General features: G+C 41.5%; 23 protein-coding genes, 1 tRNA gene and 2 pseudogenes. 18 read left to right on the top strand and 8 right to left on the bottom strand.

Annotated features, from left to right (window positions below; translation table 11 throughout):
- Positions 1-69 precede the first annotated feature (69 nt).
- A tRNA-Leu gene (locus IQ224_RS08640) sits at positions 70-155 on the bottom strand.
- Between the two features lie 172 nt (positions 156-327).
- Between IQ224_RS08640 and ndhL the strand changes: the two genes are divergently transcribed.
- Both ndhL and IQ224_RS08630 read left to right on the top strand, forming a co-directional pair.
- Complete coding sequence (gene ndhL, locus IQ224_RS08635) at positions 328-567, top strand: NAD(P)H-quinone oxidoreductase subunit L (protein ID WP_002732218.1); 240 nt, start codon at positions 328-330, stop codon at positions 565-567.
- Positions 568-588: 21 nt separating this feature from the next.
- Positions 589-894 (top strand): DUF3007 family protein, encoded by a 306-nt coding sequence (locus IQ224_RS08630; RefSeq protein WP_002744428.1) that lies wholly within the window; start codon positions 589-591, stop codon positions 892-894.
- 649 nt (positions 895-1,543) lie between these two features.
- Here IQ224_RS08630 and IQ224_RS08625 read toward each other — a convergent pair.
- Positions 1,544-2,207: pseudogene (locus IQ224_RS08625) on the bottom strand (IS1 family transposase); the annotation flags it as partial.
- 512 nt (positions 2,208-2,719) lie between these two features.
- Here IQ224_RS08625 and IQ224_RS08620 point away from each other — a divergent pair.
- Both IQ224_RS08620 and IQ224_RS08615 read left to right on the top strand, forming a co-directional pair.
- A pseudogene (locus IQ224_RS08620) lies at positions 2,720-2,965 on the top strand (pentapeptide repeat-containing protein); the annotation flags it as partial.
- A 66-nt stretch (positions 2,966-3,031) separates the two neighbouring features.
- On the top strand, positions 3,032-3,499 hold the full coding sequence (locus IQ224_RS08615) for an aspartyl protease family protein (RefSeq protein WP_036401092.1): 468 nt from the start codon (positions 3,032-3,034) through the stop codon (positions 3,497-3,499).
- On the opposite strand, the gene IQ224_RS08610 is transcribed toward IQ224_RS08615, so the two are convergent.
- Positions 3,494-5,155: a M14 family metallopeptidase gene (locus IQ224_RS08610; protein WP_002744435.1), complete on the bottom strand. Its 1,662-nt coding sequence runs from the start codon at positions 5,153-5,155 to the stop codon at positions 3,494-3,496. The genes IQ224_RS08615 and IQ224_RS08610 overlap by 6 nt on opposite strands.
- Positions 5,156-5,226: 71 nt before the next feature.
- Between IQ224_RS08610 and IQ224_RS08605 the strand changes: the two genes are divergently transcribed.
- Positions 5,227-5,439: a hypothetical protein gene (locus IQ224_RS08605; RefSeq protein ID WP_002744436.1), complete on the top strand. Its 213-nt coding sequence runs from the start codon at positions 5,227-5,229 to the stop codon at positions 5,437-5,439.
- Here IQ224_RS08605 and IQ224_RS08600 read toward each other — a convergent pair.
- Together IQ224_RS08600 and IQ224_RS08595 are read right to left on the bottom strand one after the other, a co-directional pair.
- Positions 5,436-6,182, bottom strand: coding sequence for a circadian clock KaiB family protein (locus IQ224_RS08600; protein WP_036401094.1), 747 nt, complete (start codon positions 6,180-6,182; stop codon positions 5,436-5,438). The two genes, IQ224_RS08605 and IQ224_RS08600, sit on opposite strands and share 4 nt — an antisense overlap.
- Before the next feature lie 90 nt (positions 6,183-6,272).
- Complete coding sequence (locus IQ224_RS08595; RefSeq protein WP_002744438.1) at positions 6,273-7,544, bottom strand: type IV pilus twitching motility protein PilT; 1,272 nt, start codon at positions 7,542-7,544, stop codon at positions 6,273-6,275.
- 278 nt (positions 7,545-7,822) lie between these two features.
- Here IQ224_RS08595 and IQ224_RS08590 point away from each other — a divergent pair, with 278 nt between their 5' ends.
- Together IQ224_RS08590 and IQ224_RS08585 are read left to right on the top strand one after the other, a co-directional pair.
- Entirely contained in the window at positions 7,823-8,587 is a 765-nt protein-coding gene (locus IQ224_RS08590) for a hypothetical protein (RefSeq protein ID WP_002744442.1), read from the top strand.
- On the top strand, positions 8,584-8,994 hold the full coding sequence (locus tag IQ224_RS08585) for a PIN domain-containing protein (RefSeq protein WP_002744443.1): 411 nt from the start codon (positions 8,584-8,586) through the stop codon (positions 8,992-8,994). Before IQ224_RS08590 ends, IQ224_RS08585 begins: the two co-directional genes overlap by 4 nt.
- On the opposite strand, the gene IQ224_RS08580 is transcribed toward IQ224_RS08585, so the two are convergent.
- A complete protein-coding gene (locus IQ224_RS08580; RefSeq protein ID WP_002744445.1) occupies positions 8,995-10,053 on the bottom strand; it encodes a TrkA family potassium uptake protein in 1,059 nt (352 codons plus the stop codon).
- Positions 10,054-10,179: 126 nt separating this feature from the next.
- Between IQ224_RS08580 and IQ224_RS08575 the strand changes: the two genes are divergently transcribed.
- The 5 genes from IQ224_RS08575 to IQ224_RS23955 all read left to right on the top strand — a co-directional run bounded on the left by IQ224_RS08575 (position 10,180) and on the right by IQ224_RS23955 (position 13,218).
- Positions 10,180-11,463, top strand: a complete 1,284-nt coding sequence (locus IQ224_RS08575) for an aspartate aminotransferase family protein (RefSeq protein WP_002793619.1) — start codon at positions 10,180-10,182, stop codon at positions 11,461-11,463.
- 198 nt (positions 11,464-11,661) lie between these two features.
- Positions 11,662-12,357, top strand: coding sequence for a Uma2 family endonuclease (locus tag IQ224_RS08570; RefSeq protein ID WP_194032837.1), 696 nt, complete (start codon positions 11,662-11,664; stop codon positions 12,355-12,357).
- Positions 12,358-12,360: 3 nt separating this feature from the next.
- On the top strand, positions 12,361-12,573 hold the full coding sequence (locus tag IQ224_RS08565; RefSeq protein WP_002751022.1) for a hypothetical protein: 213 nt from the start codon (positions 12,361-12,363) through the stop codon (positions 12,571-12,573).
- 228 nt (positions 12,574-12,801) lie between these two features.
- A complete protein-coding gene (locus IQ224_RS24555) occupies positions 12,802-12,933 on the top strand; it encodes a hypothetical protein (protein ID WP_002793617.1) in 132 nt (43 codons plus the stop codon).
- Positions 12,934-13,071: 138 nt separating this feature from the next.
- Positions 13,072-13,218, top strand: coding sequence for a hypothetical protein (locus IQ224_RS23955; protein WP_002793615.1), 147 nt, complete (start codon positions 13,072-13,074; stop codon positions 13,216-13,218).
- A gap of 365 nt (positions 13,219-13,583) precedes the next feature.
- Here IQ224_RS23955 and IQ224_RS08555 read toward each other — a convergent pair whose 3' ends face one another.
- Complete coding sequence (locus IQ224_RS08555; protein WP_194032836.1) at positions 13,584-14,060, bottom strand: peptidase C15; 477 nt, start codon at positions 14,058-14,060, stop codon at positions 13,584-13,586.
- A 107-nt stretch (positions 14,061-14,167) separates the two neighbouring features.
- Here IQ224_RS08555 and IQ224_RS08550 point away from each other — a divergent pair, with 107 nt between their 5' ends.
- The 5 genes from IQ224_RS08550 (at position 14,168) to IQ224_RS08530 (ending at position 18,640) form a co-directional block, all read left to right on the top strand.
- Positions 14,168-15,223: a metallophosphoesterase gene (locus IQ224_RS08550; protein ID WP_194032835.1), complete on the top strand. Its 1,056-nt coding sequence runs from the start codon at positions 14,168-14,170 to the stop codon at positions 15,221-15,223.
- Between the two features lie 15 nt (positions 15,224-15,238).
- On the top strand, positions 15,239-16,126 hold the full coding sequence (locus tag IQ224_RS08545; RefSeq protein WP_194032834.1) for a ParA family protein: 888 nt from the start codon (positions 15,239-15,241) through the stop codon (positions 16,124-16,126).
- Between the two features lie 12 nt (positions 16,127-16,138).
- Positions 16,139-16,483, top strand: coding sequence for a TIGR03792 family protein (locus IQ224_RS08540; protein ID WP_194032833.1), 345 nt, complete (start codon positions 16,139-16,141; stop codon positions 16,481-16,483).
- Between the two features lie 123 nt (positions 16,484-16,606).
- On the top strand, positions 16,607-17,689 hold the full coding sequence (gene gmd, locus IQ224_RS08535; RefSeq protein ID WP_016516741.1) for a GDP-mannose 4,6-dehydratase: 1,083 nt from the start codon (positions 16,607-16,609) through the stop codon (positions 17,687-17,689).
- Between the two features lie 12 nt (positions 17,690-17,701).
- Positions 17,702-18,640 carry a GDP-L-fucose synthase gene (locus IQ224_RS08530; RefSeq protein WP_194032832.1) on the top strand — a complete coding sequence of 313 codons (939 nt, stop codon included), beginning with the start codon at positions 17,702-17,704 and terminating at the stop codon, positions 18,638-18,640.
- A gap of 53 nt (positions 18,641-18,693) precedes the next feature.
- Here the strand turns inward: IQ224_RS08530 and IQ224_RS08525 are convergent, their stop codons facing one another.
- Positions 18,694-19,371: a hypothetical protein gene (locus tag IQ224_RS08525; protein ID WP_194032831.1), complete on the bottom strand. Its 678-nt coding sequence runs from the start codon at positions 19,369-19,371 to the stop codon at positions 18,694-18,696.
- Between the two features lie 455 nt (positions 19,372-19,826).
- Here IQ224_RS08525 and IQ224_RS08520 point away from each other — a divergent pair, with 455 nt between their 5' ends.
- Positions 19,827-21,011 carry an ATP-grasp domain-containing protein gene (locus tag IQ224_RS08520; protein WP_194032830.1) on the top strand — a complete coding sequence of 395 codons (1,185 nt, stop codon included), beginning with the start codon at positions 19,827-19,829 and terminating at the stop codon, positions 21,009-21,011.
- Positions 21,012-21,088 lie beyond the last annotated feature (77 nt).

Here is a 21,088-nt window from a genome sequence, read left to right as displayed (position 1 = left end):
TTTTTCCTAGGTGACAGGGCATTTGTACTAAAATACCCAATACTCAGTTTAAATATAGACTTCGATCGATGGGGGCGGAGAGACTCGAACTCTCACGAGCTTATAAGGCTCAACGGATTTTAAGTCCGTAGCGTCTACCATTCCGCCACGCCCCCGTTATTTAACCGACAATTTTTTATCATATCACAAATAATTTAATTGGCAAGAGTATTTTCAGTAAATTATTTTAGCCCGCCAATTCGATCGCCGCAAAGGGGGAAAGACAGGGTAAAATAATCAGCAGGTGAATTGCAGTTCACCGACAGCCATTGATAAAAATCAATCCTTATGCAATCAATTCTGACGCAAGAAACCATTATCATCGCCCTGATCTACCTATCTCTCAGTGTCTTATATTTGCTCGTCATTCCCGCCGTTATCTACTACTACCTCAATACGCGCTGGTATGTGGCATCTTCTTGGGAAAGAGGGTTTATGTACTTTCTGATGAGCTTTTTCTTTCCCGGGATGCTGTTGTTAAGTCCTTTCCTTAACTTCCGTCCCCAACGTCGTACCCTCAAAGCTTAAGTTATCAACCCAAAAAAACCCATGAGACGCATTGATGTCATCGGGATCGGTATAGGGATGTTTGCTATGGGCGGCATCCTCTACATTGTCCTGCAAAAAACCGGTTTAGATAGTGCTTCGGCGGGAATTTGGAGTCAAGCGGTGTTGGTGGGTGGTGTCATCGGTTGGATTTTTACCTATCTGTTTCGAGTCGCCACCGATAATATGACCTACGGCCAACAGCGCAAGGATTACGAAGATGCCGTCTTTAAAAAACGTCTGGAAGCGATGACTCCCGAAGAAATCGCCCAAATGCAGCGGGAGATTGAAGAAGAAAAAACTAAATAAAGCAGTTAAAACTGATTTATCTGGCATCTGGGCTTGATAATAGCCCAATTTATCTGATTTAGTCCTTAAAGTCTTTAAATAATCGGTGGGAAATAATTCCACTGCTGTGTAGTTCTGTGAAATTAAAACAATCCTATGATGAGGCGTTTGTCAAGAGAACTAATGTTAAGATTGTTTGAGAAGGTCATGAAAGAAGCAATAGAAAAGGTTCTTCGGTTTGTCTTATGCAATAGACGGGAGTTATAAGGGATGGAACCCTTATAGAGAAAGACATTGGGCGATTTTTATCAATTGTTTTTTATCTAAAACGAACTAATCAATTAAATCCCTTACCAGATAAAGATTTTGTTGATTTATGCCCCCCTATCGAACCATAACAAGTAACGAAGAGCCATAGAAAAAGTCGTTTTAGCAATTAGGGGATAAAATTTCCGTCAAGAATAAAAATATTTGTTCCCTATCAAGTTGCGTCGATCTATGATATGGATAATCTATTTTTGTAGAACCGTTATTTATGAATCAAAATCAGAGCGAGAACTGGGGCGGAAACAGAGAGCTAGATTACGATCGATTCTACAATGCTTGTGACCCTCTCAAACCCGGTGGTGATTCGGTAGTAGTGATGGCGGCTTAATCCTTTGCTTTGCTGTGCATTGTAGTCATGGATAAAATACCAAAGGGTTCCCCAACGTGATTCTCCATTTTTTTAGAGAAAGATAGACTCTCTCTCACCAGCCGAGAAATCCTTTGTCAAAAGGTATTATTTAATCTTTCAATAGGATTAGTTTGACCAGTTTCTTTACCTACTGCCTGATGACGTTTACTAGGAATTCCTGTCTTATAGGACTCCCAAAAGTCTGTGTAAGCAACCCCACATTGTCGGTAAACGCCTGGTAAACTGGCCCCAAAGTTTTTTGGCTGATTGACGACTCCTATCTCCGCGCATAGCAGCCAATAATTTCCCTTGTATTTCTATCAATTAACCGCCAAATATAAACCTTTATCGTCTTAGAAAAAACAAAAGACCACATCTCATCACATTCTATAACCAATTTACCTTTTAGTTTGTCCGAAACCTTTATTTGACGAGGGACAGATGCCAATTTATTGTTGACGTAATTTTGTAACCATGACCAACTTGCTCCTGTTACTCTAGCAATTACTCGTAAGGAAATTCCTTCGAGCAAGAGTTTATCAATTAATTGTTTGGTTTCGTCAGAGACGGTTTTATTAGTGGGATTGATCACAAACTGACGACCACATTCTTTACATTGACGTTTGGGTTTTCCATTATGAATAGAACCATTCTTGATAGTATGGTGAGAACCACAATTAGGACAGGGGAATAGAGGTGAACTAGGGGGAGGATTTTGTTCGGTGCTAGACTGATATTTGAGTAAGCCAGACAGAAGCCAGAAAAAGATATTTATCAGAAAAGTCATGATCAAGCTAGAGGTTTAAAGACTGATCGGGTTCCAATTATTTTTATTCATAAATATTTTACACAATTCATACCAAGTAAGCAAGAGAGCTACGCCACTACTACCGAATCATTACCCTAATATTTTAGACTAAATCCAGTTATTAAAAACTGATTATCTATCCCCCCTTTTGCCTCTTGCCTTTTGCCTTTTGCCTATCCTGATATGTTACCTATCCTCAACGGATTTAGTATTAGACGGTGTGGCGATGAAAGACTTGTTGGAGGAGTTGCTGCAAATTAAAACCAGTAAGGAACAATTAACTTTTTCTGTTTATAAATTAGTTAAAACCCTAAATCGTCCTGAAGTTCTGCCTATAAAAAATGTTGAGAAAATGATCGTATCGAGCTAATCTTAGTCAAGCTAATTTTCAAGCGGCAAGAATGAATCATGCTGACTTAAGAAAGGCTAATCTTTCAGGAGTTAATCTTAGGGAAGCGGATTTAATCGATGTTTTCTTTGCTAGAGCAAATCTCACCAGTGCTGATTTAAGTAATGCCAATCTAACTGGTGCCGAGTTAATGAGTGCTAATCTGATGGGAGTTAACTTCTGCGGTGCAATTGTGCCGGATGGCTGGATTAATAATTAAAATTACTAGACAGTTTTTTTGGCAGTTATTCTGGTATAATTTAGGGGTAGAATTGAGGGTAGTATTATGGTTGATCCAGTAATTATTACAGAAGATATGGGCAAAATCTACACCAGCATTACAGTTATCAATCGCGCCGATCAAATTTTAGCAGCAGCGGCTGTAATCTCTCCCGATCAAATTCGCTCTCTTACCCTAGAAAATGTCTTGGTGGATACGGGAGCAACCACTCTTTGTCTGGTGCCAGAAGTAATCTCCCGCTTGGGTTTACAGCTTTTAAAAGAAGTAGATGTGGCTACGGCTAAAGGCATAGGAAAAGCGAGAATTTTTCGCGATGCCACCTTGATTATCGCGGGACGGGAAGGGACTTTTGAATGTTTGGAATTACCCGGAGGTCAAAACAATTTATTAGGAGTAATTCCTTTAGAAGCTTTGGGATTAGAACCAGATCTTCTTAGCCAAAAATTGCGAGTTTTACCCACGGAATCCCACGAGACTTATTTAACAATTTTATCGAACCAAATAGCTCTATAAAATCACTTTTTGTCTGACTGTCCCGGCTCTTTCAGCTATAGCGATAATCTCGATTTCTTGACCAGAAACTCCCTTAATTACCCATTCCACCGTACAGCGATAATCTAAACCGTGAGCGAGGCTACTATATACTTTATTTGATCGCCCTTCTAAGTGACCGATTTCCTGCTCTAATTTTCCCACTATTAAACTCACCTCATCGGCCAAATTTAACTTGACTTGAATGGGACGAACGATCTTTCTTTCCAGTGCTTTTTTACTGGTATAAGTGGGTAAAAATCCCTGATTTTCTAACTGTAAAACCAGATGATAAATACCATTTCCCTCCGACTTCAGATCAAGACGAGAGATAGCTAAAAGAGGTGACATTAAAGCATGGGCAATAGTAAACTGACATTGTTTTTCACATAAATCTGGTAAATACTTTTCTGGGGCATTTTGCCAGACATTTTTAAAGTCCCAACCGCCAATTTCCACCTCTCCCAATTGGGGATGATCAAAACTTTGCCAATTAATAAAACCCTTTCCCGCCAAATTCTCATCATTCCAACGCTGTAACTTCAATTCATCTTCCAAAGGATGCCAGCGAAACCATTGAATATAATCATCTTTTTTTACTGCTGCTTGGGTGGGTGCATCCCATAACTCCACCGTAAAACCATACCAACCAAAATGGTCGTAACCGTAATCATCCATGGCACCGTTAGTCACTTCTTTGGGATGATAACGAAAATCGTGATAGACAGAAACGCATTCATAACCAGTCATTGCTTTTCCCTTATCAGCAATATATTTATACATTTCTAAGTCTTCCACGGGGAAATATTCATCGGGATGGGTGCTATAGGGACGCAACATGACTGCGGAATAGGTATGATAGGTAACGAAGCCATTAATATTGGTGTTATTTGCCCAAAATTTGGCTTCTGCACGGGTTTCTGGCTCCGAAAAAGGAAAATCTCCGGCCCCCTGTTGTTCCCCTTCAGGAACCCAATAAACAGGATAATTGCGGTTAAAATCCAGGCCTTCTAGGGTGGGGGCAGTGGTAAAATTATAGCCATCGTAATCGCGGATTAAACCTTCGGTGAGCAAAGTGTAAAAAGTTCCCTCAAATTCCTCCGGTTCGCGACGCTCCATAATGCGAGGATCTTGGTCAGAAATTTTCCAAGCGCCACAGGTATCTTTTTGGCGCATTTGTAAGATTAAACCATCGCCGTTAATATCTTCAGGATATAGCCCCGGTTTCTCATCCGTGTGGGGATAGGGGCGAATACTCGATCGTAACAGATAGGGAGTAGTGAGATATTTTTCCGCTCCATCCACGGCTAATCGCGGCAAAATATAGACAGTGTAATGGTCAAGAAGTCTGGTAATTTGGGAATTATGACCGTATTGGCGCAAAAGATGAGCGATAGTGTAGAGAGCGACGGCAGAGCCTGTTACTTCCCCCGCGTGGGTGTTAGCATCAATCCAATAGGCAGGTTTTTCTAAATAGGGGCCTGTGGCTTGATTTGTTAGGGTAGTTAACCAGATATCTCGATTTTCGTAGCTTTTACCGATCGAGGTGAGGCTAATTAAATTAGGATAGGATGATGCTAGGCTTTTCAGGAAAGAAACTAATTCGGTGTAGGGGTAATAGTGGCTAAAATCAAACATAATCTTCTGCAACTAAAAAAAGGATTCTTGGATTAATTTGACAAAATATGGGATAATAATAGTAGAAAACTATGGATAGTCAAGATATCGCTCGCTGCATTGAAGAAACTAACGGTATTTCCAAGCCTTGGCTGTTGGTGCAATTGCGTCTCAAAAAACTGCAAGAACGTCGTGCCAGTCTTTCCCAACAGGAATATATCCAAGAATTGGATGATATTCAGCAAGACTTAATGAAATTGGGCGAATGGTGGCGGGGGATTGAGTCAGAAGTCTTTAACCCCTAAGAGGTGGCGATAATCTGTAATACTCGCGGTAAATCCTCAAATTCGCCGATGATGCGTTTCACCGGTTGCGGCCAAACCCGGACTAAAGTGGGAATAGCAGAGACATGATTAGATTCTGCTTGTTCTGGATGTTTAGAGATATCGATCACTTTCAGGGTATAGGGATGGTGTAATTCTCGTTCTAGAAGCTGATGGATCGATTCTAGGGTGTGTTTAGTATTGGCATTATTACCGGAGACAAATAACCGCAAAACATAACCCTTGGGACTAGGATTACTATAGTCAGAGTCAGCATTAATCCCTGAAGTGGTTGGGTGGTGCTCCTGATAACGGAGAATCAGATCGTGGGATTGCCAAAGTTGGGGAAACTGCTGACGATAGGTTTCTAAGATAGTGGGATTAGAGGATTGTTCCTGCCAGGGTACAGTAAACCAAGCTCGATCGTCCGTGGCGAAAATAGCATTTAATAAAGGCTGATAGCGACGGACAAGGGGATAGACTTCGGCTCTAGTGTGAATACGGTGACTGTAGGGATCTCGCCAGCGATCGATGGTAGCAGTAAAACTAGGAACTAAAAAATGGGGGGGTTCTGACAACCCTAAAGCGGACTGGAGAGCAGCGCAGAGATTCAGATGCCAATGAGTTTGTTTATCAGGATCGATACAGTAAATTAGATCGCCCCCGGGGGTAAACAGGGCGATGCCTTTAAAAATATCGGGCAACACAATCGTGGAAGTGATCACTTGAGGGGTTCCCCTAGAGAATAAGCAGGAGCTTCTATTTTTCTAGCCTACTAAACTCTTGATCCCTGAAGAATTTCCTTCAGGGTTTTTCTAGATTCTACCCCGCAGCATCATGGCCATTTCATTGGGGACCGGGGACATGGCCAAGGCGACCTCATCGCTAATCCGTCCCTCTTGATAGAGGTTAAACAGAGATTGATTAGTGGTAATCATGCCATGGTATTCGCCATCCCTCATTAATTCGATAATTTCGTCATTTTTGCCGCCGCGAATGTAATCTTTGACGGTTTCTGTATTGATGAGAATATCGTGAAAAGCCGTCCGTTTACCGTCGGTGGTACGACATAAACCCTGGGAGACAATACAAACCAAAGATTCTGCAATCGCCAGCCGCGGCGATTCCCGTTCCTCGGCACTATAAAGAGTTAAAATCCGCTCCAGGGTTTTTACAGCACTGTTGGTGTGCAGGGTTCCCAGGACTAAGTGACCGGTTTGGGCAGCTTTCAGGGCAGTATTAACGGTGACTTTGTCCCGCATCTCCCCCACCAGAATAATATCTGGGTCTTCCCGCAAACAGGCTTTTAGGGCATTATCGAACTCATGGGTGTGTATTCCCACTTCCCGTTGTTTGATCAAACTGCGACGACTTTTATGGACAAATTCGATCGGGTCTTCGATGGTGATAATATGTTTGGGGTGTTCTTTATTGATGTAATCGATCATGGCTGCTAGGGTGGTGGATTTCCCCGAACCCGTCGGACCGGTGATTAAAATCAATCCCTTCTGTACATCGCACACATCCCGGAATACCATCGGTAAGCGCAATTGTTCCATAGTGGGGATTTTCATGGGAATCAGACGCAAAACCATCCCCGGACCGCGCAGACTTTCAAAGATATTAATCCGCGCTCTAGCGAATTGGTACTGAGTCGCACCGTCAAATTCTAGGTCTTTTTTAAAGCGAAGGATTTCTTCTTCACCGAGGATTTCGCGTAACCAACTATAAAAAGTGTTGATGTCAATTTCAGGATAGTCGAGAATAATCATTTCGCCACGATCCCGCATCCGGGGTTGTTCTCCAACCCCCAGGTGAACGTCCGAATAACCCCGCTCAAAGGCAATCCGAACCAAATGCTCTAAGGTGGGTTGATTGGAAGCGCGACTTTGGGGAGAACGTGGTGGCGATATTTGACCATTTTGTGGCATATTAGGCACTTTTTTGGACTGCATCGCCACCTTTTGGCTCATTTCTTGATTTATCTCTGGTTTGGTTCCCTTGATTAACTCCGAGGGAGGTATCGGGATGGAGGGAACCGGCAGCGGCTGCAGTGATCGCGAGGAAGAATTGGGATTTTGACTCATTTTTGAACTCTCAAAAATTAATTATGCCAGAACTCTATAGTACAAATTATCTAAGTAAGCTGCAAGGCTGATAGATTGAGGATTAAGGAGCCAGTAGTTTCCAAGTCAGTATTCAGGCTCTCTTGGATTTGGTGGGTAAAGTATATTCTAAGATACATTCCTCCTAGCGAGGGGGTGGAACGAACCACAAAGACACAAAGGACACAAAGATTGATCGATCCGATGTAAGTTAAACTTATCACACAGAACCTAGAAGAGCCGTTTTAGGAGAGGTAAATATGATGAATAGTCTGCAAACTTCAGTCGAACGGGAAAATTTAGGACAATTTTTGTTAGAAAATCTGCAAGATATTACAGATAAACTCGATCAAATTGTCACCGATTCTGATCGGATAATACTGGATAATTTACTACAAGAAACTCAGATTTTACTTGAGCAAGTTAAAGATAACTCTAAAACTTATCAAGCAAGAGCCGATATATTTTGTCAAATTGATGAATTATGGTTTCAGGTATGGGAACAATATAAGAATGAGGGTTCGGCAATAAATTTGATTGAGATTATCAATGAATTTACCGATAGAGTAACTGCCTATGCTAAATTATTTATCAGCCTTGCTCAGATCAATGAGGGAAAGACGGGTGAAGAAAAAGCCGATTTAATCAGAGTGGTGGAAGGTTCACTCCTTCTCTCGGAAACCATAGATGTGTTTATTGATATGTTTGCCGATTCAGAACTAGAGCAAATTTACCAGGGAGCTAAAAATGCTCTATCGGTTTCTAATCGTACTATAACCGAATATTTCCAAGATACTGACAAATCTTTAGTCACCCAATTGAGAGCCTATTATAGTTTAATAATTTTCAGAATTCAAGAGCGATTTAATCCTAAGAATGTATCCTCAGAAACTACCTCTCATTCCCTAACAGATGATTTAAGCGATCTTGATCCTTGGACAAGAGACTTAGTGGGGGTTGTCGATTTAGGACCAGAAGACCCAAAAGAATCGTATATTGATTATTTAGTGGAGAAGTATCGGTGAAACGAGTCCTATTCGACAGTGATGTATTGCTAGATGTTTTGGGTAAGCGTGAACCACATTTTCAAGCATCTGTACAAGCATTAAATACAGTTAAGACAGGTAAAACTCAAGCATATATTTCTGGCCATGCCGTCACTAATATTTATTATATTTTGTCTAAACAAAACGGAAGGGAAAGCTCAAGAAAATTGGTGATAAGTCTTCTAGAGAATTTGCAAGTTGCTAGGGTGACAGATGCAATAATTAGGCAAGCATTGGCAAGTCAGATGAAAGATTTTGAAGATGCCGTTACCAGTGCCGTTGCTGAATCAGAAAAGCTAGAAATAATCATAACGCGAAACCTAAGAGATTTTGCCGCTTCCCCTGTTCCCGCAATGCTACCAGTAGATTTTTTATCGATTCTTTAACTAATGCTTCGGTAAACGTAAACCATCCGATCGCATAGGGATTAAAATCTGAGTTAAACTGCGTAATTGTTCGGCCGTTCCCATACAAATTAACAGATCCCCGGCCATTAATTCCGTATCGCCGGTCGGTCCCCCAATTAGCGTACCATCAGCGCGACGTATTGCCAAAACTAAGGCCCCCGATCGAGATCTTAAATGTGCTTGACTAAGACTTAAACCCACACAGGGACAGGTCCTGGGATCGATTAAAAATTCCTCCATATAAAACGATCGATCGGTTCCAGTTAAAATACCATCGACAAAATCCATCACCTGCGGTCGTAGGGCTGCGGCTGCTAATCTTCTGCCGCCGGTAATATAGGGAGATACCACCGCATCGGCCCCGGCCCGTTGTAATTTTTGTACTGCTTCCTCGGTACTGGCCCTGGCAATGGCGCGAATTTTCGGATTAAGAGTTTTAGCAGACAAAACTGTATATAAATTCTCCGCATCGGAAGTTAAAGCGGCCACAATACAAATAGCGCGTTCAATTCCTGCCATTTGTAAAGATTTATCTAAGGTGGCATCTCCTTGAACAACAATATAATTTAATTCTTTGGCCCGATTTACCTGTAGGGGGTCTGTATCAATAACTACAAAAGGAATATTTTCTGCGTAAAATTCGATCGCTACCTGTCTGCCTGTGCGACCCAAACCACAGATGATATAATGTTCCGATAGTCGATCGATCAAGCGTTTCTCCTGTCTCTGTTTGAGTCCCTCTTGAAAATAGCCTTGAATTAAAGCTTCGGTCAAGCGATTAACAATATAACCGATGCTGACTACTCCCATGATAATCAAAACCATCGTGAATAGTCGTCCCCGTTCACCTAGGGGATTAATTTCGCCAAAACCGACGGTAGCGAGGGTACTAATCGTCATATAGGCCGAATCTAGCAAACTCCAACCCTCGATCAGATGATACCAAAACGTACCCAGCAAAAACACCACGACCAGGGCAAAAATTCCCCCGATTAATTCCTGACGCAGACGACGATATTTATCTTCACTGATAGACAAGCAAAATTCACCCCTAACACTGTCTAGTAACTTACAATGAAATCAGTTTTTAATCTAAATAACCCGTCCTTCTCAGACGGATTTGATTATAATTTCCCCTATGTCTAATCGCGCAGGAGTTCCCCAGTGAGTCCAGAAACCCTTTTAGAACCAACCCTAGTTGATCCCACTCCCAATTTAAACCCGAATCAACCCTTCGATCCAGATAGTTTTAACAGCTATGTGATGAATACTTATGGTCGTTTTCCCATTGCGATCGCCAAAGGGTTAGGCTGTCTCCTCTGGGATACTTCCGGGAAACAATACCTTGATTTTGTCGCGGGAATTGCCACCTGTACCCTCGGTCACGCGCACCCTGCTTTAATTGAAGTGGTTAGTCAGCAAATCCAAAAACTCCATCATGTCTCGAATTTATACTATATTCCCGAACAAGGAGAACTAGCTAAATGGATTGTCGATCATTCCTGCGCTGATAAAGTCTTTTTCTGTAATTCTGGTGCGGAAGCAAACGAAGCGGCGATTAAATTAGTACGAAAATATGCCCATACGGTGCTAGATTTCCTCGAACAGCCGGTTATTTTAACCGCTCACGCTAGTTTTCACGGCCGCACTTTAGCTACCATCACCGCAACCGGTCAACCGAAGTACCAAAAAGACTTTGAACCCCTGATGCCGGGGTTTGCCTATATTCCCTATAATGATATCGAAGCGGTGGAAAATGCGATCGCTGATCTCGATGAGGGTAATCGTCGGGTGGCTGCGATTATGTTGGAACCGCTGCAGGGTGAAGGGGGAGTTCGTCCAGGAGATATCGAATATTTCCAACGTTTACGGCAAATTTGCGACGAAAATAACATTTTGCTTGTCTTTGATGAAGTACAGGTGGGAGTCGGAAGAACTGGTAAACTCTGGGGTTATGAGAATTTAGGAGTGGAACCGGATATTTTCACTTCTGCTAAGGGTTTAGCGGGTGGTATTCCCATCGGTGCGATGATGTGCAGAAAATTCTGTGATGTCTTTGAACCGGGTAGTCATGCGAGTACCTTTGGAGGTAATCCTTTCGCTTGTGCCTCAGCTTTAACAGTATTACAAACCATTGAACGGGATCATCTTCTCGAAAATGTCCAGCAGCGAGGGGAACAATTACGCAGCCGTTTACGCGTGATTGCTTCTCAATATCCCCATCTATTTGTCGAGGTGCGCGGTTGGGGTTTAATTAATGGTCTGGAAATTAATTCAGAAAGTGAGTTGGTTTCATCTACTATTGTTAACGCAGCCTTGGCAGAGGGTTTATTAATTGCTCCCGCAGGTCCGAAAGTTCTCCGTTTTGTACCGCCTTTAATTGTCTCGGAAACAGAAGTAGATGAGGCGATGGATAAGCTGGAAGCAGCCATCGCTAAAGTGGTTTAATTTCAGTTATCAGTCATCAGTTATCAGTTATCAGATGTAAGTTTTAAGTTGACAGTTCCCAGAACGTAGGTTAGGTTGAAGCATGAAACCCAACGCCTGCATAGTTTACGCTACCGCTAACCCATCCTACAAATAATTGTGCCTCCCTACTTATCAGTCAATTATTTTTGAGCTTTACTGTTGTTTGGGACAAATAAAATGATCACTTCTGAACCTATTTATTCCCTCCCTAAAACCCCTCCTTTAGAAAATGGGGATCAACTAAGTCGCCAGGAATTTGAGCGCCGTTATCAGAACCTTTCTGAAATAAAAAAAGCCGAATTAATTGAAGGAATAGTTTATATGTCTTCTCCTGTACGAGTGCAGAGTCATGGAGAACCTCATTCTGATATTTTAACTTGGTTAGGGGTCTATAAAGCCGCCACAATTGGGGTAATGTCTGCGGATAATACTACAGTGCGTCTGGATGCAGATAATGAAGTACAACCAGATGCTTTACTAAGAATTAAAATTGCTGGACAATCAACTATTAGTGACGATGATTATATCGAAGGTGCGCCGGAATTAATCGTAGAAATCGCCGCTTCTACTGCTTCCTATGATCTCCACAATAAATGGCGAGTTTATCGTCGTAATCAAGTGCAAGAATATCTTGTTTGGCGAGTTTATGAACGTCAATTAGATTGGTTCCGATTAAATGCTGGAGAATATATTAAACTTGAACCCGATAGTCGAGGGATAATTTACTCGCAGGTTTTCCCCGGTCTTTGGTTAGATGTTAATGCTTTATTAGCAGGTAACTTGGGACAGGTTTTGACTGTTTTACAGCAAGGTTTAGCCAGTCAAGAACATCAAGATTTTCTGAAAATATTATCTCAAAAAACTGATAACTGATTTATGTGGCATCCTGACGCTTATCAAGCTTTAATTGCCGAAGATTATCCTCAAGTTGCGGCAATCTACGAGGAACTAATCGATAACAATCCCGAAAATATTTCTGACTATTGGTACTTGGGAGTTGCCTATCTTCTGCAAAATTTAGAAGCAGAAGCGCAGGTAATGTGGCAAAATGTTTTAAGAGGAGGTAATCCAGAAAAAGTCAAGCAATAGCAAGCAGAATTAGAAGCAGTTTTAGATACAGAAGCGCGACGACAACAAAGAAAATGTGATCTGGCAGCTGTAGAATATTTTCGCTATCATCTACAGGAAATTGTTCCCAAGTCAATTAATAATTTATTAGCTTTATTCGACTTAGCTTTAGATTTAGAAATATTCGATCCAGAAGAACTACTTAATTATCCTATTCAAGACAATCTCAGATCTAATCCCGATCGAGAATTGCTTTTAAATGTAGTTCTCAAAAGTCTTTTATATCCCCACGAATTAACTTTAGATTTAGCTCAAGTAAGTTTACCCTATCTAGAGGAATTAGCTGATAGTTTGATCCCGCAAGCTTTTCAGATAGCATAACGAGTCACCAACGAACAACAAAGTCCCGCTTTTGGAGTAGAAATTATTAAACTTTGTCTACAATTAAGACCAAATGATCTGAGTCTTTTAGAACAGTTAATTAACCTCTATATTTTAGCCGAAGACTTTGATAATTCTTTGATAACTGCCTATCAATTGCGAGAAATTTGTCTAAACCCAACCCTAAAGTTATACAGTAATTATCTAATTTTATTAATACTTTTGCTCTGGGGAATTTGGCAAGAAATTGATAGTATTTATCAAGAATATCATAATTTATTATAGTAATTAACCCGTCAGAAAAATATCACTTTAGAACCGATTATTAAAACTAGCTTTCTCAATATTTGTAGTCCCCTACCCTACCTAGGCGATCAAGCTTTAGCCAATCGACAATTAACTAATCGCGTCGTTGAGGAATGTTAGTGAAGATTCCCAATGTTTAGTTTAAAATATAGGGGCAAAAGTTGCAACTAGGTCAAGCCAATGATAGTGGGATCACCCCAGTAAAGCAAAGAAGAATTTGCTCGACGTGGCAATGAGATTTATTAGACTCAGGTGCGCTCTCAAGTCGAGGAGGGCAATTATGGCAAAATACCAGTATATCCTTTTTCCTTTTTCCCTTGAAACTTACTCTCGAATTATATGAGCTAACGACTAAGGGTGATAATTTTCTGAAAATCCCTTTGAATAATAGCAAAATTTTTATCAGTTAAAAGCGGGACATGAACGAATAAAGCCCTTGGATGATATTTTAAGACTTGAAAATATAATTCTTCGCAGACAAACTGACCAGCATTATCGCTGATATAACTATAGTTAAGGTTTTTAATTAAATCTGGCAAGGGAATTGGTGTCAATAACTTTTTTGTACTACTCTTAGCCTGAGATTCTAAACTTAAACGATAACGACTTTCCGCCATGCCACAACAAATAACTAAATCGGTTTTTTTGTCTTGAATAGCTTTGATAACTCGTTCACTGGCTCGATGAGTATTAACGGGAAGTTGACGCAAAAATAAAAGATTTTTTGGACAATTATCTTGAATAGATACTAACAAATCATCGGAGGAATTACTCCGATGATGGCATAACCAAGGCGCAAAAGAAGTTAAGAGAATTGTCAAGTTATCTCCTGATAGTTAATTGGGATAATCAACAAAAAAGCGATCGAAGGGACAAAAATTGCTACACTAACTGACATGACCTCAATTAAAGACGAGATTGATATTCTATGCAACGCCGTAAATTTTTGCTTATTAGTGGCAGTTTAGGCGGTTTTAGCTTGGCAGCTTGCGCTCATCAGATTTTACAGCCTGTTACTTCCAAAAATCCCCCTGAGTCGGATGTTAAACAAGCACAAAAGGCGAAAAAAGTCAAGATAATCGTGATTAGTGACCTTAATAGTCAATACGGTTCCACTACTTACGATCCCGAAATCGATCGAGCTATCCCTTTAATTATCAATCATAAACCCGATCTGGTTCTCTGTGGTGGCGACATGGTGGCAGGACAAAAAAGCAGCTTGACAGAGGCAGCAATTAACGCTATGTGGTCGGCCTTTGATCACCATATCGCCGCGCCCCTGCGAGCTGCTAAAATACCCTTTGGTTTTACCATCGGTAATCATGACGCTTCTGGAGCTTTATCCGCAGGAAAATTTATCTATGCTAAGGAGAGAAAACTAGCCCAAGATTATTGGCAAAACCCCCAACATAATACAAGTTTAAATTTTATCGATAAAACTGGCTTTCCTTTTTATTATACTTTCACTCAAAATGGTATATTCTATCTAGTTTGGGATGCCTCCACTCATTTAATCTCTCGGGAACAACTAAATTGGGCGGCAAAAAACTTGAGTAGTAGCGACGCTAAAAATGCTAGAATGCGGCTAGTAATCGGTCATTTACCCCTCTACGGTATTGCCGTGGGCAGAAATCGACCGGGGGATTATTTAGCCGATGCCGAGCAATTAAGAGCGTTTTTAGAGGCTCATCAGGTGCATACTTATATTAGTGGCCATGCTCACGCTTACTATCCGGGTAAACGGGGGCAGTTACAATTATTACACGCAGGAGCTTTAGGCAGTGGACCGCGACGGTTATTGAAGAGTGAACAAGCACCCAGAAAAACCCTAACAATTGTCAATATTAATCCCCATCAACAGGAAACAGTTTACACTACCTACGACATGAAAACCCAAGAAGCGATCGATATTACCAGTTTACCTCCTCTGATTATGGCTCCCAATGGGCAGGTTTTACGTCGAGATATTCCATCGGTTAACTAGAAAGGAATTCCCATAATGGCCACTGTCATCAGCACCGTTAATATGAAAGGAGGAGTAGGAAAAACTACCCTTACCGTCAATCTTGCCACCTGTTTAGCTAAATTTCAGCAAAAACGAGTCCTTGTCCTCGATTTAGATGCTCAAATCAGTGCGACTCTTAGTTTAATGTCCCCCCATGAATTTGCTCAACTGCGTCGCAAAAAACGCACTTTAAGCTATTTATTAGAAGCAATTATCAAACCCAATCCCTACAATAAATTAACTATTGATGATATTATTGTCCCTTCAGTCTGTGAAATTAAAGGCTTAGATCTACTGCCGGGAGACATCGAACTATATGATGAATATGTCGTCTCAGAAACCCTGCACCATCAAGCAATTTTACAGGAAGACTTAGGCTTTGATCATGCTTGGAATAACCTAGAAAGAATCCTAATTCAAAAAATCATTGACCCCATTCAAGACCGTTACGATTATATTATCATGGACTGCGCTCCGGGGTATAATCTTTTAACTCGTAGTGGTCTATGTAGCAGTCATTTTTATTTACTACCCGCCCGTCCCGAACCTTTATCAATTGTCGGCATTCAGCTATTAGAAAGAAGAATAGTTAAACTGAAAGCTAGTCATCAAGAAACCGACCCGATTAACCCCGGTTTACTCGGTATAGTTTTTATTCTTTCCGGTGGTGGTTTACTCAGTCGCTACTATAATCAAGTCATGCGCCGGGTACAACAGGATTTTCAAGCCCATCAAATTTTTGCTAATGCGATTCCTATGGATGTTAATGTAGCTAAAGCTGTGGATATGTTCGTGCCTGCGGTGGCAGCCATGCCCTCTTCTAGTGGTTCCAAAGCTTTTATGAAACTCACAGAAGAATTCTTGATGAAAGCCAAAAAATAGGAGATAATTACTATGGTCATTGAGTGGTTAGAATTTCAAGTTAACCCCGAAGCGAGGGAAAAATTTATCCAAAAAGATCAAGAAATTTGGACAAAGTTTTTAGCAAAACAACCGGGTTTTTTAGGTAAGGAGCTTTGGATTAATCCCGCCATCGAGGAAGAATTAATTATCGTTGTCCATTGGCAAACGAAAGAACAGTGGAAAGCTGTACCCCAAAATTTACTTGATGAGACCGAAGCGAAATTTTACTTGGCCATGGGAAAAGATAATTATCAATTAACCAAAGTCAAGGAATTTCAAGTCAGAAAATTCCGAGAAAATTGTCAGAACCATTTAGAATCTATGCAGCCCGGATAAAAAATAAATTCATCTTTTTGTCCCCTGTCAACCTAGCCAAACTTGTCCTGAGGGGCTAAAGTGTGCTATAAGCAGTCAGACTCTTTATATGGTCTTTATTCTTTCCGATTAGGTAAATTACTGATGACTGAAGCTAAACGCGCCCTAATTACCGGCATCACCGGTCAAGATGGTTCCTATCTGAGTGAATTATTATTAGAAAAAGGTTACGAAGTCCACGGTATCATCCGTCGTACCTCAACTTTTAACACCGATCGCATCGATCATATCTACATTGACCCCCACCAGCCCGATGCTAAATTATTTCTTCATTATGGCGACCTCACCGACGGGACAACCCTGCGGCGTATCCTCGAACAAGTGCAACCGGTAGAAGTGTATAATTTAGGGGCCCAATCCCACGTGCGAGTTAGTTTTGATGCTCCAGAATACACCGTTGATGCTGTGGGGGTGGGGGTCTTAAGATTACTAGAAGCAATTCGGGATTACCAAAAAAGAACCGGCATCGAAGTGCGTTTCTATCAAGCAGGTTCCTCGGAAATGTTTGGGAAAGTCATGGAAGTTCCCCAAAAAGAAACCACGCCATTTTATCCTCGCAGTCCCTACGCTTGTGCGAAAGTTTACGGTCACTGGCAAACAATCAACTATCGGGAATCCTACGACTTATTTGCCTGTAACGGCATTTTATTTAACCATGAATCCCCCCGTCGGGGAGAAACTTTTGTCACACGCAAAATTACCCGCGCCTTGGCCCGAATTATTGCCGGACAACAGAAAAAACTCTATCTAGGAAATCTTGATTCTAAACGGGATTGGGGTTACGCTAAGGATTATGTGCGGGCGATGTGGTTAATGTTACAACAGGAAGAACCGGATGATTATGTGGTGGCGACCAATGAAACCTATTCTATCCGGGAGTTTCTCGATATTTCTTTCCAATACGTTAATTTAAATTGGCAGGATTATGTGGAGTTTGATCAACGTTATTTGCGTCCAGCGGAAGTAGATTTATTAATAGGAGACTCCACAAAAGCCAGAGAGAAATTAGGTTGGCAGCCGTCGGTGACGTTCGAGGGACTGGTAAAATTAATGGTAGATGCGGATTTAGCGGCTCTGGGGATTAATCTTAATAACGGTGGTGATAGCCAACAGTTATTAAAAGATTTGGCTTATCTTCGCAATCGTTCGATGACAACTGTGGATTAAAGAGGTAAAAATATGCTGAATTTAAGCGAACAAAGAATCGTTGTCACCGGGGGGGCTGGATTTTTAGGTCGGCAAGTAGTTAATCAATTAATTGCAGCGGGGGCAAATCCCGAAAAAATTACCATTCCTCGGTCAAAGGATTGTGATTTAAGAGTTTGGGAAAACTGTCAACGTTTAGCCGACCAAGAAGATTTAATTATCCATTTGGCGGCCCATGTGGGAGGTATCGGTCTCAATCGGGAAAAACCCGCCGAATTATTCTATGATAATTTGATGATGGGAACCCAATTAATTCACGCTGCCTATCTAGCAGGAGTGCAAAAATTTCTCTGTGTGGGGACAATTTGTGCCTATCCAAAATTTACTCCAGTACCTTTCCATGAAGACGATTTATGGTCAGGATATCCCGAAGAAACCAATGCGCCTTATGGTATCGCTAAAAAGGCTTTATTGGTACAATTAGAGTCCTATCGTTTGCAGTATGGTTTCAACGGAATTTATCTTTTACCGGTAAATTTATACGGGCCAGAGGATAATTTTGATCCGGGTAGTTCCCATGTAATTCCTGCTTTAATTCGCAAGGTTTATGAGGCACAACAACGGGGGGATAAACAACTTCCTGTCTGGGGAGATGGTAGTCCAACCCGGGAGTTTCTCTACTCCACCGATGCAGCGCGAGGCATTGTCATGGCCAGTCAATTCTATAATGAATCAGACCCGGTTAATCTTGGTACAAATTATGAGATTTCTATCAAAGATTTAGTGGAATTAATCTGTGATTTAATGGGTTTTGATGGCGAAATTGTTTGGGAAATAGATAAACCGAATGGTCAACCGCGACGCTGTTTAGATACAACCCGCGCTCGGGAAAAATTCGGTTTTGTTGCTCAAATGGAATTTAAAGAAGGTTTGCAAAAAACCATTGAATGGTATCGGCAAAACGCCGCTTAGTCTTGATCGCTGGTGTGTTAGATTAATAACTAACACACCTGATTTTTTAAAGCCTACTGACCAGTAAAATCAGAACGAAGGGTTAGTTTTAACTCTTCCTTGGGGTTAATTGACAATAATTCCACCGATTCTCCTCGTAATAACCACCCTGCTAATACTTCTAATCCTCCTCCTCGTAATAATCCCTCGCTAACTGGTTGGTCAGAAGTAAAGGAAGCGAGGACAGAAGCGGCAGATTTTCCTAATACTGCACCCTGAATAATTTTATCGGGGTTAACTCCCTTAATTAGTCTTTCTAGACGGGTGAAAACTGCCGAAATAGCATCGATAGATTTTTCTTGGGGTTGACGGGTTTTTAAGAAGATTTTTTGGGATAAAAAACGCGAACCTTGACCATCGGGTTTAATTTCTCCGATAATCTGACTACCATCGGGAATAATTGTCTGTCCTTGGGAATTTTTGATATTATCGGTGACGGTCAGAGATAAAGAAAAAGTTTCTTGTTTGGTTAAAAGAATTTTTTCCCCTTGCTCGTATTTTACAGGGATATCTGTGCCAGCAGGAATTAATCGATCATTCCCCAAAGGAATCGGTTTAATCTGGTTAATCGGGGCGAATTGACGTGCGATCGCAGGAGTCACGGAAAGGGAGACCACAACGAAAGAAGCACTTAAAAGCATTGTGAATAGGATCAGAGGATGATGACGACCCTGCTTTTGAAAATATAGCATCTTACCCTTGAGTTTCCTAGTGGGAGAGAATTAAAGATAGAGACGAAAGCGTAAAAAAGTTTGTTTCCAAGCAAGAAAATGCGGAAAATAAGGAAAATTTTAGCCAAAAATAACCGATATTTCGGACTAACTGGCAGTTATTAGTTTATTTGGTCTATTGAAACGCCAAAACTCTTGATTTGTCCGCAGTTCTTGGTTTGGCACGGTTAATGGGGAACAATAACTATTTATGGGAGAATTATAGGTTAAATCCTATCAAAAAAAAATCACCCGATCGAATTAACTGTAAGTTTTGCGATCAAGATTGCCGTCACGATCAGTCCCCCACCCCTATCAACCAAAAATATTCTCCCTGATCACCCGCGAACCGGATGCTGTTGCTAAAATAATCTTCATAGTCCCCAAGCTACCGAAACGAGCAAAGAGAGAATCGCCACTTTATCAACTAATCAATTATGGATTTACTCGAATACCAGGCCAAGGAAATATTTGCTCAAGTCGGCATCCCCATTTTACCTTCCCAACCAATCCACGAACCGGGGGGACTAAAAAGATTAAACATTCCCTATCCGGTCGTGCTAAAGTCCCAGGTACGAGCGGGAGGACGGGGAAAAGCAGGAGGAGTAAAATTTGTCGCTAATACCATTGATGCGATCGCTGCTGCCCATGCTATCTTTCATTTACCGATCGCCGGAGAATATCCAGAGGTAATCTTAGCAGAAGCCAGGTATAATCCGCAACAGGAGATATTTTTAGCCATTTTACTCGATTATCATCTGCAAAGACCAGTTTTACTCGGTGCGAGTCAAGGGGGGATGGATGTGGACAGTTTACTGGCAACCATGCAAAAAGTGGTCATTGAAGAGAGATTTTCCCCCTATCTCTGTCGGCAATTAGCCGTATCTATGGGTTTAAGAGGGTCTTTGATCGAGTCTATCAGTCAAATTCTCGAAAAAATGTATAGTCTCTTTGTCAGCAAAGATCTCGATATTATCGAGATTAATCCCCTGGGTATCAACGAAGCTGGGGAAGTGATGGCCCTAGATGGCAAAATAAGTGTTAATGATGCCGCTTTAGCTAGACATCTCGATCTTCTGGCCTTGACCCCACCCCAATTACAATCCCCTTGGTCGATAATTGATCAAACTGGCCAAATAGCCGTGATCAGTAATGGCCAGGGTTTGATGTCCACTGTCTGGGATGCCTTGGTAGGCAAGGGGGCAAAACTGGCGGCATGGCTTATACTGGAGGAAAGACTAGAATTAGAGCAATTAAACGAGCAAATAGAGGCTGGTCTGCAACAATTCCAACTATTGCCTAATTTAAAAGTGGTTATCGTTGATATTATCGGTTATCCCGACTTTGGCCAAAAAGCGATCGAGACTATTAGCAATTACTACCGCAGTTATAGCCCATTATTACCTAGCCGGGGCAGCGGCGAGCGAACGATCCGGGCCACCCGACAGGAAAGACAAACCTTGCAACCTCGATCTTTTCTCAATCCCTCCCTACCACAAATAATTTTTCGCGTCCTAGCTGACAGCAAAGCGATCGATCTCAGTCAGAGTTTAGCTGATGTTAACTTTCATTGGTTAGAGTCTTTAGAAGAGGTGGTCACTGCAGCCATTAAATTAGCCTAGCAGGGGAATGGGAGAATGGGGAGATGGGGGAATTTCAACTGATACCCCAACACCCCAACACCCTAACACCCCAACAC

The organism is Microcystis sp. LEGE 00066, assembly GCF_015207925.1.
Classification (GTDB): domain Bacteria; phylum Cyanobacteriota; class Cyanobacteriia; order Cyanobacteriales; family Microcystaceae; genus Microcystis; species Microcystis ichthyoblabe_A.
Note: the sequence above shows the minus strand (reverse complement) of the source record. Positions and strands in the feature narration are given on the sequence as shown.

Bases quoted from the DNA above. Each gene is read 5' to 3' on its own strand.
- ndhL (WP_002732218.1), top strand. From the start codon at position 328: ATGCAATCAATTCTGACGCAAGAAACCATTATCATCGCCCTGATCTAC.
- IQ224_RS08630 (WP_002744428.1), top strand. From the start codon at position 589: ATGAGACGCATTGATGTCATCGGGATCGGTATAGGGATGTTTGCTATG.
- IQ224_RS08615 (WP_036401092.1), top strand. From the start codon at position 3,032: ATGGTTGATCCAGTAATTATTACAGAAGATATGGGCAAAATCTACACC.
- IQ224_RS08610 (WP_002744435.1), bottom strand. From the start codon at position 5,155: ATGTTTGATTTTAGCCACTATTACCCCTACACCGAATTAGTTTCTTTC.
- IQ224_RS08605 (WP_002744436.1), top strand. From the start codon at position 5,227: ATGGATAGTCAAGATATCGCTCGCTGCATTGAAGAAACTAACGGTATT.
- IQ224_RS08595 (WP_002744438.1), bottom strand. From the start codon at position 7,544: ATGAGTCAAAATCCCAATTCTTCCTCGCGATCACTGCAGCCGCTGCCG.
- IQ224_RS08590 (WP_002744442.1), top strand. From the start codon at position 7,823: ATGATGAATAGTCTGCAAACTTCAGTCGAACGGGAAAATTTAGGACAA.
- IQ224_RS08570 (WP_194032837.1), top strand. From the start codon at position 11,662: ATGATCACTTCTGAACCTATTTATTCCCTCCCTAAAACCCCTCCTTTA.
- IQ224_RS08565 (WP_002751022.1), top strand. From the start codon at position 12,361: ATGTGGCATCCTGACGCTTATCAAGCTTTAATTGCCGAAGATTATCCT.
- IQ224_RS08550 (WP_194032835.1), top strand. From the start codon at position 14,168: ATGCAACGCCGTAAATTTTTGCTTATTAGTGGCAGTTTAGGCGGTTTT.
- IQ224_RS08545 (WP_194032834.1), top strand. From the start codon at position 15,239: ATGGCCACTGTCATCAGCACCGTTAATATGAAAGGAGGAGTAGGAAAA.
- IQ224_RS08540 (WP_194032833.1), top strand. From the start codon at position 16,139: ATGGTCATTGAGTGGTTAGAATTTCAAGTTAACCCCGAAGCGAGGGAA.
- gmd (WP_016516741.1), top strand. From the start codon at position 16,607: ATGACTGAAGCTAAACGCGCCCTAATTACCGGCATCACCGGTCAAGAT.
- IQ224_RS08530 (WP_194032832.1), top strand. From the start codon at position 17,702: ATGCTGAATTTAAGCGAACAAAGAATCGTTGTCACCGGGGGGGCTGGA.
- IQ224_RS08525 (WP_194032831.1), bottom strand. From the start codon at position 19,371: ATGCTATATTTTCAAAAGCAGGGTCGTCATCATCCTCTGATCCTATTC.
- IQ224_RS08520 (WP_194032830.1), top strand. From the start codon at position 19,827: ATGGATTTACTCGAATACCAGGCCAAGGAAATATTTGCTCAAGTCGGC.